Source organism: Xanthomarina sp. (assembly GCF_035306705.1).
Taxonomy (GTDB): Bacteria; Bacteroidota; Bacteroidia; order Flavobacteriales; family Flavobacteriaceae; genus Xanthomarina.
This window is the reverse complement of sequence record NZ_DATGNO010000029.1, coordinates 25,759-34,249: the sequence shown is the minus strand read 5'-3', so window position 1 is coordinate 34,249 and position 8,491 is coordinate 25,759. Positions and strand designations below refer to the sequence as shown.

Genomic DNA, 8,491 nt, shown 5'->3' with positions numbered 1-8,491 from the left:
AGTCTCGTTTATAAAATGAACTCCATCCGATTCATAAGTAAATTTATGGCTTAAGTTTGAAGAAATAGCAATCTTGTCTAAAATGGTTTGTCCAAACACATAATAGCTTTTAAAGACATTAATAAGACTTTTGGTCTTGGAGTATTTTAGTCGATGTCTGAGATAATAATAAATAGACTTTGTGCTTTCTCTAGAAAAAAAGCAAAAGTAAGTGGCAACGAAATACAGTATAAAATAAGCTGCACCCATTCCAACTTTCTTCATGGAAAATACGAAGATTTTATATCCTAGAACGGTTCCCTTGGATTTACCTTGCCATTCTGCAGCCATAATTTTAATGTCTAATACTTAGACCAGTTTATTTTCAATAAGCGTGTAGAAATCACTTAAGGATTTTACGTTTACAAAATCTTCTCCAACCAATTTAACGCCAAAGTTAGACTCTACTGCAACCACTAGGTCAACAAAGTCCAAACTATCTAATTCGAGAGTTTCTTTTAAATTAGCTTCTGGTGAAATATCTTCACTTTCAACTTCAAATTCGTCGATAAGAAAGTCGTTTATTTTTTCAATAATAACTTCTTTATTCATTATTACATTATTATTTTTTAATTATTAAGGCTGAATTTGTCCCTCCAAATCCAAAAGAATTGGACAAAAATACATCAAATTTTTTGTTTAACGTTTTCTTAACTAAGTTTAATTTTGATGCGGCTTCGTCTGGTTCATCTAAATTAATATTTGGTGCAATAAAATCGTTTTGCATCATCAGAACAGAATATAACACTTCGCTTGCTCCCGCCATCCAGCACTCGTGGCCAGTCATGGATTTGGTGGAACTTACATAGGGGCCATTTTCACCAAAAACCTCAAAAATAGCTTTAGCTTCATTGGCATCTCCAACTGGAGTAGAAGTAGCATGAGCATTTACATATTGAATGTCTTTTGGATGAATTTTAGCTTGGTTGATAGCCATTTTCATAGCTCTTGCAGGCCCATCGACATTGGGTGTTGAAATATGGTCTCCATTAGATGAAAATCCATAGCCAATAACTTCACCATAAATAGTAGCACCTCTGGCCATGGCAGATTCGTAGGTTTCTAAAATGAGAGTCGCTGCTCCGCCACTTGGTACCAGACCATCTCTATTTACATCGAATGGTCTGCAGGCTTGTTCTGGATGTTCCATGTTTTTTGAAAACACACCTAAGCCATCAAAACTTCCCATGGCTAATTTGTTTATTTCTTGGGCACCACCACAAATAATGTAGTCTTGTAAGCCACTTTTTATTAACTGATACGCCATTCCAATAGAATGGGAGCCACTGGCACAGGCTGCACTAATGGTGAAATTGATGCCTTTTAGTTTAAAAATGGTCGATAGATTCATGGTAACCGAAGAATTCATTCCTCTAAAAATAGCTCCAGAACCCACAAGTGTGGTGTCTTTTTTTTCTCTAATCGTATCGTTGGACTCTATAATGGATTTGGCGGTACTGTCGTTTCCGTAAAGGATTCCAAATTCGTGCGCGTCTAAAAATTCTTGCGAAATTTTAGCATTTTTTAAAGCCTCTAAGGTAGCAATATAGGCATATTCGCCTTCTTCACCTAAGCTTATACGTTGTCTTCTAGATAATAAATCCTTTAAATTAGGAGCTTTTACCATGCCAGTTAATGGCGACCGATAACCAAACTCCACACGTTCTGGATCTATTACTATTCCAGATTTTCCTTGATATAAAGATTCTTTTACTTCTTCTAAATTCTCTCCAATACAAGAATAAATTCCCATTCCTGATATCACAACTCTCCTCATCCTCTAATTTAATTTACGAGTAAATTCCTCCATTGATATTAATAACTTCGCCCGTAATATACGAAGCTTTTCTAGAAGCTAAAAACGATACAGCATAAGCTACTTCTTCTGGTTCTCCAAACCGGTTGATTGGGATTAAGTTTTTTAATTCGGTCTCATTTAATTCGGCTGTCATATCCGATTTTATAAAACCAGGTGCCACAGCATTTACGGTTATTTTGCGCTTTGCAACTTCTTGTGCTAACGCTTTTGTTGCAGCCACCAAAGCACCTTTTGCAGCTGAATAATTTGTTTGTCCTGCAGTTCCTTTTACACCAGAAACAGAGGCCACATTTATAATACGACCATATCTGTTTCGTAACATTTTCTGAATAAGATGGTTGGTTACGTTAAAGAAACCGTTTAAGGAAGTGTTTATTACATCATGCCAATCGCTTGGAGGCATCCACATAAAAAGCCCATCTTTAGTAATTCCCGCATTGTTTACAATAACTTCAATAATAGCATCTTTGTTGTTGTCTTGCCAGATGTCCAAAGTAGATTTTACTTGTTCGGCATCCGCAACATTAAACTGAAGAATCTCTCCTGTATTTCCTTCGGCTTCCACAGCTTTCAATGTTTCGAGCGCTGCTGCTTGATTGCTATTGTAATTGATTAGAATATGGTAATCGGTATCTATAGCTAATTGAATACAAATAGCTTTGCCAATCCCTCTAGATCCACCAGTTATTAAGGCACATTTCATCTGCTTGCAGGTATTGTTTAGTTTCGTTTAGTTTGGAGTGGCTTGTTAATTGAAAAGCTCTAAGTTATCAAAGCGTAAGTCTTTAATAACTTCTCCTTTGGTATTGATATATACCCAAGATTTCTTTTCCTTTACTCTTGCTACACCATTCTTAAACCCTTTAAGGTTGTTTTTTTCAAAAATTGAAAATCCACCAGCAGTAATTTCATAATTATCTGCAATGACCAATTTCCCTTCTTTATTTACAAAACCCCATAATTTTGATGATTTTACAGGAGCTAAACCATCTTCACTAAATATTTCGGCATCTTTGTATTCAAAAGGAATAACTGTTTCTCCTTTGGCATTAATATACCCCCAATTTTTGTCTTTCATAACAGGGGCTAAGCCATCTACAAAAGCACGTGCTTTATCATAGGTTGGTTCTATAACCCATTCTCCTTGACTGTTAATATAGCCCATTTTACCATCTTTTTTAGCGTAGGTTAATTTTGGACTATTTGAGAAATCCCATATTTTTTCAGCTCCAGGAACTACTTTGAATTCTTTTTTAATTATCAACCCATAATCACTGCCAAGATTTGCAACAACATTGCCATTGTAATAATTGCTAACGCCATCATACTCTGTCTTTACAAAATAGTTTCCAGATGGATCTACCAATCCCCATTTATCATTTTCTAAAACTTTGGCGTAGCCATTTTCAAAATTAAAGGCTTTTTTAAACTTTACAGGTACTACAATTTCACCTTTGGTATTCATAAATCCTACTAGATCCCCTTGTCTAATTATGGCATAACCATCCTTAAAGTCGTAAATTTTATCCGTACTTACATTAGTTAGTACTGGTTCTCCTTTGGTGTTGATGAAAATCCACTCTTTATCTTTTAATACAACAGCAATTCCAGAATTGAATTCTTTTGTTTTATTAAAAACAGGTTGAATGACCCATTCGCCTTTGCGATTGATAAAACCCCAGTCCTTGCCATTATTAGAAGCTTCGGCTAAATCTTCGGAGAAATTCTTGGCCACTTTAAAAGTAGGTTCAATTTTCCAATCTCCAGTTTTGGTGATATATCCAAATTTTCCTTTTTGACTAGCAAGAGCCAATTCTTGAGCGTGAAATTGCATGCCTAAAAAAAGCATGGCGATAAATAGCATTTTTGTTTTCATGTTTTTAAGATTTTTCTAAAAATGAAGCCATATCAAGTTTTGCGTTTTTGTAAATAGGATGCAGAACTAAGGTTAATCTATTGATTTTCAATGATTTTTATTTGATAATGTCCATTTCATATTAATATTTGAAATTTATGTTCTATTGTTAATGATAAAATCTTTTACAAGGTTAACATAAGGGTACATAATAGCGTCTTCTGTAAAGATAGGAACTAAATCTCTAATTTCATCGTACAGCTTTTTGGTTTTCGAGGATACTTTATCTTGAACTTTTAAATATTCTATAGCCTGTACAATGGTTATAATTTCTATGGCAACCACTTCAAAAGCGTTTTCTATAACTTTTTTAGTAATTAAAGCCGCATTGGTTCCCATACTAACAATATCTTGATTGTCGTTATTGTTTGGAATGCTATGAACATACATGGGGTTAGAGAGCATTTGGTTTTCGGCGGTTGTAGAGGTGGCGGTAAATTGCACGCCTTGCATCCCGAAGTTTAATCCTAATTTTCCAAGATTAACAAAGGGAGGAAGCATGTTGTTTAATCTGGAGTTAAGTAAGTAGTTAAGTTGTCTTTCAGAAAGCATGCTTAATTTTGTTACTACCATTTTTAATTTATCCATTTCCAAGGACACATAATCTCCATGGAAATTCCCACCGTGATACACATGTTTCTTTTTAACATCGACAATAGGATTGTCGTTTGCAGAATTCACTTCTTTTATTAAAATATCTTCTGTGCTGTTTAAGGTGTCTAAAACAGGACCTAGAATTTGTGGAACACAGCGTAAGGAATAGTATTCTTGAACTTTATCTTCGAAAACATCAACCTCATCATTTTTAGAATATAAATGATGTTCTCTTTTTCTGGTTAACTTGCTGTCTTTTAAATGCTCACGCATGGCTTCGGCAATTTTTCGTTGGCCAGCATGTTTTTTTGATTGGTTTAATTCAAAGGATAAATGATCGTCATAAGCCTTTACAATTTCATTAATAGCGGCCGAACATGAAGTCATCCAATCCAATAATCTTCTTGTGTAAATGGTGTTTACCATCCCAATTCCTGTCATAACCGAGGTGCCGTTCATTAGGGCCAAACCTTCACGTAATTCTACAGAAATAGGCTTTAGGTTTAAGGCTTTAAACACCTCTTGCGTAGCTTGTCTTTCACCTTTATAAAACACTTCACCTTCACCAATCAACACGAGAGCTAAATGGGCCAATTGCACCAAATCGCCACTAGCGCCAACGCCACCATGTTCATAAATTAACGGAGTTATGTCTTGGTTTATAAGTTCTGTCATTAATTCAATAACAGATTTGTGTACTCCAGAATTTCCTAAGGATAAGGTGTTTAATCTGGCCAGCATAGCCGCTTTTACATACATAGGAGCTATGGGTTGTCCAGTTCCAGAGGCGTGACTTCTAATTAAATTATATTGAAGTTGAATGCGTTCAGAATCCTTAATCTTGTATTGGGCCATGGGACCAAATCCCGTGTTAACCCCATAAATTACCTTGTCTTCAGAAAATGATTTTAAAAACTGGAAGCTAGCTTCAACGGTCTTGTATACCTCATTGTCTATTTTTATTTTGTTATTTTCGAAAATAACTTTATAAAAATCTTTTACTTCTAATGTTCCGTTAAATGTTAGCATCTATAAATTATTCAGTAATTTTATATTTTAATATTTCAAACTAAAATAGTTATTTTGGACTGCAAATTTATAATAATTATTTATTAATACACTAAAGACTATGAGTGATATACAAGTTGATGTTTTAATAATTGGTGCTGGACCATCTGGTTGCGTGGCTGCATCCTATTTAAACAGTCAAGGATTAAAAATAAAAGTGGTTGAAAAAAGTGTGTTCCCTAGATTTGTGATAGGCGAGAGCTTATTGCCAAGATGTATGGATCATTTTGAGGAAGTTGGCCTTTTAGATTGTTTGAAAGCAGCCAATTTTGAATTAAAACCAGGAGCTCGATTTTTAAGGGGCGATGTGGTTTGTAATTTCGATTTTAGCGACAAACACACCAAGGGTTGGGATTGGACCTGGCAAGTACCAAGAGCCGATTTTGACCATATTCTGGCAAAGGAAATTATTAAGAAAGGCGTGGATGTCTCTTTTAACCATGAAGTGGTTGACGTTAATATAGCGGAGGATGGTTCTTCTAAAACCACCATAAAAGATGAAAATGGGAACACTTATAGTATTTATGCCAAGTATATAATAGACTCAAGTGGTTACGGACGTGTGTTACCTAGATTATTGGATTTAGACAAACCTTCAGCACTGCCTGACCATTCGTCTTTGTTTACACATGTAAAAGACGTTAATAGAGCACAAGGTGAGGAAGGCACCATGATTACTTTTGATGTTTTGGATAAAGACACTTGGTTTTGGGTGATTCCATTTTCTAATGGCAATACCAGTTTAGGGTTTGTTGGTAAAACAGAGTATTTGGACTCCTTTAAAGGCAGTACCACAGAACGGATGCAAGAAATGTTGAAGCTATCCGATTATTATTATGACCGTTTTAAAGGAATTGAATTTTTATTCGACCCAATAAATATTAAAAACTATTCAAAATCCGTTAAGCAGTTATACGGAAAAGGCTTTGCCTTAACAGGAAATAGCGCCGAGTTTTTAGATCCCGTATTTTCTTCGGGAGTTACTTTTGCTACAGAATCCGCTTTGCTGTCTGCTAAATTAATTACGAAAGAATTACAAGGTGAAAAGGTAGATTGGGAAACAGATTATTCCGATTATATAAAATCTGGAGTAGCTGTTTTTGCAACTTATGTGAAGGAATGGTACACCGGAAATTTACAAACGCTATTTTTCCACAGACCTGAAAATCCTGAAGTAAAACGTCAGATATGTGCGGTTTTAGCTGGGTATGTTTGGGATGAGACCAACCCATTTGTAACAAAACATGATAGAATAGTGAAGACTTTGGCGCATTTAATAGATATGGAAAATGAAAAAAGCGAGACTAATTAATCTCGCTTTTTTTATAAATTGTATTTTGAAGTAAAATTATTTGGTGTTTTTATACCAGTCTTTTACAAGAGCTCTAGCAAAAATAATATAGGCATCTGCAATTCTTTGTCCAGAATTATAATCGAAGCCGCCACTTCCAGCACCTTGAATTTTTGTGTAATCTGCAGAAAAAAGAATGTCGTTAGGGCTGTCGTTCTTGTAGACACTTATGGTAACTTCAATTTTAGAATTTTGTCTCATGACCCCAACGTTGTATCCTGGATACATCATAGTTGTGTGAACGTTCATCGTGTATTCAGCACTTCCTAAATCTCTGTCAACTTTTACAAGACCATCTTTATACCTTTCATTAAAAGTTTCAATAAATCGCGGCTCGTAGTATTCTTCTCTATCTGAAAACCAAGATTCTTTAAAATTCTCACCTGTTCCAGGTTCTTTTTCGTCACGTTTAGCCATTTTATCTTCTAAAAAAGCTTCTTCAGAATCAAATTTTGGAATTTCTAAGTTAGAATAGTCAAAGACAAGATTGAATTCAGAAACACCTTTTAAAGCTGACCAATCTCCTTTTGTGACTTTTTCTTTTTGAGAAAATACAACAGAGCTAGAAATTAATAATGTAAATAGTAATAGTTTTTTCATGTTAAGTTTTTAAATGATTTTGACGACTAATGTAATATAACTTCATTTAAAATAACATAAGATGAATGACGTATTTTTATATCAGCAAATATAATTTAGGCAGTTTCTTCCTTTAATTGCTTTAAATTAGTTAGCATTTCTTTAGTAATATCATCCAAAGAAAAGCTGTGTTTCCAATTCCAGTCTTCACGAGCTCTAGAGTCGTCTATACTATTAGGCCATGTATCCGCAATTTTTTGTCTAAAATCTGGTTTATAAGAAATCTTGAAATCGGGAAGATGTTTTTGTATGGATTCTGTTATGTCTTCTGGAGTAAAGCTTATGGCAGATAAATTATAGGAAGATCTAATTTTTAGGGTTTCTGGTTTGGCATCCATAATATCTATGGTCGCTTTAATCGCGTCGTCCATAAACATCATTGGAAGTTCGGTTTCTTTAGTAAGGAAACATTCGTATTTATTATCTTCTATAGCTTTGTGATAAATTTCTACAGCATAATCTGTGGTGCCTCCTCCAGGCATAGTTTTCCAACTGATAATTCCTGGATAACGTACACTTCTTACGTCCACATTATATTGTTTGTTGTAATATTCGCACCAACGTTCTCCTACTTGCTTGGTCATTCCATATACCGTTGAAGGTTCCATAATGGTATATTGAGGCGTGTTTTCTTTAGGTGTTGTGGGTCCAAATACGGCAATACTTGATGGCCAAAAAAGTTTTTTTATAAAACCTTCTTTGGCTAAATTTAAAACATGAAATAAGGAATCCATATTTAAATTCCATGCTTTCATTGGATATTTCTCTCCAGTGGCACTCAGCATGGCAGCCATTAAATAAACAGTATTAATTCGGTGTTTATCTATACATATTTTTACGGATGTATAATCCTGAGCGTCTAAAATCTCGAAAACTCCAGAATTTACTACGTCCAGATTGTTGTAGCTTATATCGCTAGCAATCACATTTTCTTTTCCGTGAATGCTTCTTAACTTATGTGTTAACTCAGATCCTATCTGACCGCAAGCACCAATAATTAATATTTTAGGATTCATTTTGTTGATGGTTTTGTAATATTCAAAAATAATAAGATTTTTGCTCACGA

Annotated in this window: 8 protein-coding genes and 1 pseudogene; 1 reads left to right on the top strand and 8 read right to left on the bottom strand. The window is 34.6% G+C overall.

The window, feature by feature from the left end:
* The 6 genes and pseudogenes from VKY47_RS02350 to flxA all read right to left on the bottom strand — a co-directional run.
* A pseudogene (locus VKY47_RS02350) lies at window positions 1-330 on the bottom strand (LpxL/LpxP family acyltransferase); the annotation flags it as partial.
* 18 nt (window positions 331-348) lie between these two features.
* Window positions 349-591 carry an acyl carrier protein gene (locus VKY47_RS02345; protein ID WP_267155865.1) on the bottom strand — a complete coding sequence of 81 codons (243 nt, stop codon included), beginning with the start codon at window positions 589-591 and terminating at the stop codon, window positions 349-351.
* Between the two features lie 10 nt (window positions 592-601).
* Entirely contained in the window at window positions 602-1,816 is a 1,215-nt protein-coding gene (locus VKY47_RS02340) for a beta-ketoacyl-[acyl-carrier-protein] synthase family protein (RefSeq protein WP_324310042.1), read from the bottom strand.
* 13 nt (window positions 1,817-1,829) lie between these two features.
* Window positions 1,830-2,561, bottom strand: a complete 732-nt coding sequence (flxB, locus tag VKY47_RS02335; protein WP_324310041.1) for a flexirubin biosynthesis SDR family reductase FlxB — start codon at window positions 2,559-2,561, stop codon at window positions 1,830-1,832.
* Window positions 2,562-2,606: 45 nt separating this feature from the next.
* On the bottom strand, window positions 2,607-3,734 hold the full coding sequence (locus VKY47_RS02330; RefSeq protein WP_324310040.1) for a WG repeat-containing protein: 1,128 nt from the start codon (window positions 3,732-3,734) through the stop codon (window positions 2,607-2,609).
* 135 nt (window positions 3,735-3,869) lie between these two features.
* The gene (flxA, locus tag VKY47_RS02325; RefSeq protein ID WP_324310039.1) at window positions 3,870-5,396 is read right to left on the bottom strand and encodes a flexirubin biosynthesis tyrosine ammonia-lyase FlxA; all 1,527 of its coding nucleotides are present in this window, start codon (window positions 5,394-5,396) and stop codon (window positions 3,870-3,872) included.
* A 100-nt stretch (window positions 5,397-5,496) separates the two neighbouring features.
* Between flxA and VKY47_RS02320 the strand changes: the two genes are divergently transcribed.
* On the top strand, window positions 5,497-6,747 hold the full coding sequence (locus tag VKY47_RS02320; RefSeq protein WP_324310037.1) for an NAD(P)/FAD-dependent oxidoreductase: 1,251 nt from the start codon (window positions 5,497-5,499) through the stop codon (window positions 6,745-6,747).
* A gap of 36 nt (window positions 6,748-6,783) precedes the next feature.
* On the opposite strand, the gene VKY47_RS02315 is transcribed toward VKY47_RS02320, so the two are convergent.
* A complete protein-coding gene (locus VKY47_RS02315) occupies window positions 6,784-7,386 on the bottom strand; it encodes a hypothetical protein (protein WP_324310036.1) in 603 nt (200 codons plus the stop codon).
* Between the two features lie 95 nt (window positions 7,387-7,481).
* Window positions 7,482-8,441: an NAD-dependent epimerase/dehydratase family protein gene (locus VKY47_RS02310; RefSeq protein ID WP_324310035.1), complete on the bottom strand. Its 960-nt coding sequence runs from the start codon at window positions 8,439-8,441 to the stop codon at window positions 7,482-7,484.
* Window positions 8,442-8,491: the final 50 nt, after the last annotated feature.

Excerpts from the sequence above, each read along its gene's own strand:
- VKY47_RS02345 (WP_267155865.1), bottom strand. The coding sequence starts at position 591 with ATGAATAAAGAAGTTATTATTGAAAAAATAAACGACTTTCTTATCGAC.
- VKY47_RS02340 (WP_324310042.1), bottom strand. The coding sequence starts at position 1,816 with ATGAGGAGAGTTGTGATATCAGGAATGGGAATTTATTCTTGTATTGGA.
- flxB (WP_324310041.1), bottom strand. The coding sequence starts at position 2,561 with ATGAAATGTGCCTTAATAACTGGTGGATCTAGAGGGATTGGCAAAGCT.
- VKY47_RS02330 (WP_324310040.1), bottom strand. The coding sequence starts at position 3,734 with ATGAAAACAAAAATGCTATTTATCGCCATGCTTTTTTTAGGCATGCAA.
- flxA (WP_324310039.1), bottom strand. The coding sequence starts at position 5,396 with ATGCTAACATTTAACGGAACATTAGAAGTAAAAGATTTTTATAAAGTT.
- VKY47_RS02320 (WP_324310037.1), top strand. The coding sequence starts at position 5,497 with ATGAGTGATATACAAGTTGATGTTTTAATAATTGGTGCTGGACCATCT.
- VKY47_RS02315 (WP_324310036.1), bottom strand. The coding sequence starts at position 7,386 with ATGAAAAAACTATTACTATTTACATTATTAATTTCTAGCTCTGTTGTA.
- VKY47_RS02310 (WP_324310035.1), bottom strand. The coding sequence starts at position 8,441 with ATGAATCCTAAAATATTAATTATTGGTGCTTGCGGTCAGATAGGATCT.